This is a genomic window from Poinsettia branch-inducing phytoplasma str. JR1 (assembly GCF_000309465.1).
GTDB lineage: Bacteria > Bacillota_I > Bacilli_A > Acholeplasmatales > Acholeplasmataceae > Phytoplasma > Phytoplasma pruni.
Genome location: NZ_AKIK01000165.1, coordinates 1 through 1,829, shown reverse-complemented (window position 1 = coordinate 1,829; position 1,829 = coordinate 1). Strand labels below are relative to the sequence as shown.

Below are 1,829 nucleotides of genomic sequence, written 5' to 3'. Positions count from 1 at the left end.
ATAAATATTATAAATTACATTATCCATTATACCAAATTATTATTTGTTTACTCAAAGACAGTGAAAAGGTTTTAAAAACTTATTATTATTCCTCCAAATGGTTAATTTTTTTAATAATTTTATCGATTTTAAAGTTATTAATCTTATTTAAAACTGTTTTAAAATGGCGTTCTAAAATAGTATTAATTTTAGTTTGAATAATTTCATAAGATTCAAATAAAGAGTTAGATATTTTTTTAATATTTTCGTTTTCTTTCCGAATCGTAATTAAATTATTTTCGATATTTTTAAAGGAATGATCCAAGATTTCATTTTTCATCGCTTGAAAATCATCTTTAATGTCTTGTTCTTTTTTAAATTCTTGTTTTTCTTGAAAATCATTCATAATTAATTCTTTATGTTTGCGCCCTAAAGCGGTAATAATGTTAAGAAAAACGACTAAATAAGCTGGCCTCACAATAAACATATTTTCATATTCAGGCACCTTTTTAACGGGGATATCGTTTTCTTGCTCGTATTCTAATTCGCTTACTAAAAGAGCGAATTCTAAATTTTTATTTTTACGATCTTGATCTATTTTTTTAAAATATTGTTCGTTTTTACGTTTTTTAATTTGAGGTACTAAATTGTTTTTCACTTCTGATTTCATTTCTAAAAGTGCGGAAGTTAAAATTTGATCATCTTTTTTTTCAGCGTTAAAATGGAGTTTGTAAATAAAATCCCCTTTAGCGTTATTAATGATTTGGTTATCTTTTATCCAAGTGATATCATTAGAAATTAACAATTGGTTTTGTACCTCATTATCGCACCATTGTTCTAAGTTTTCTCCTACTAATTTAATGTTAAAATTAGCTCTTTTCAATTGTAATTGAAAAATTTCTTGTTCCTTATTGTGTTCTAGAAGCATTTTTTCTTTCTCGTGTTGGTGCTGCAATTCTTTGATTTGTTTTTCATATTTTTGTTGCAAGAAAGAATGCATTTTTGCCAGTTGTTCTTCTTGATAATTTTTACCTAATTCGTCTAGATTAATTTCAATAGAATCTCTTAAATCAATTATATCCCCAACAGAACCCTTTTCTTTCAATTCTAATTCATACGAATTTTTAAATAAAACTTTAATTTTTTTCATTTTATTCACCTCTTTATTGTTTAAAAATTGTTTTATGGAAAAATAATTAAGATATAAAGATTAATATTGTATGGCTTCATTTAAATATAACACAAAAAACACTAATTGCCTAGTTTTTTTGATAAAATAATGATCCATTTTTTTATAATTAATTTTTATTTTATAACTTTTTTTTGACTTACTGATGATAACCATTTGGTTTTATAATAGTAAAATATTAGGTTTTATTAGAAATTATTTAATTAATTAAAGGCGATGCATAATAATGAAGCTAGTACTAGTAATAATTTATCATCGTTTACAGATATAAGGAATAATATAGAAAATAAAATTGATGAAAATTTATCTCGAAGTAAATATTTATCTAATAAAATTTTACAATACGATCGACTTCATCTTAATACAATGAATTTTAAAACAGCGATTAAAAGGTTTAGATATAGAATTAAAAGAACTTTATGGACAAATCGGAATATATAATTAATACGTTATTCGAAATGAATGAACAAATTTGGGATCTTTCATATTACAGACAACGATTATTTATGAAAATATGTTCACTTAATAAAGAAAAATTTGATATCGAAAATTATGTTCAAACAACAAATAAAATTATAAAATTACAAAAAAATTATAAAGAATTATTAAAAAAAATTAAAAATCAACAGTTAACCAATAGAGACCCTTTTTCAGGGTTTTT

The 1,829-nt window shown here is 22.9% G+C and carries 1 protein-coding gene; it reads right to left on the bottom strand.

Annotated elements, in window-relative coordinates:
* Positions 1–85 precede the first annotated feature (85 nt).
* The gene (locus tag ON17_RS03055; protein WP_017192035.1) at positions 86–1,129 is read right to left on the bottom strand and encodes a DUF2130 domain-containing protein; all 1,044 of its coding nucleotides are present in this window, start codon (positions 1,127–1,129) and stop codon (positions 86–88) included.
* Positions 1,130–1,829 lie beyond the last annotated feature (700 nt).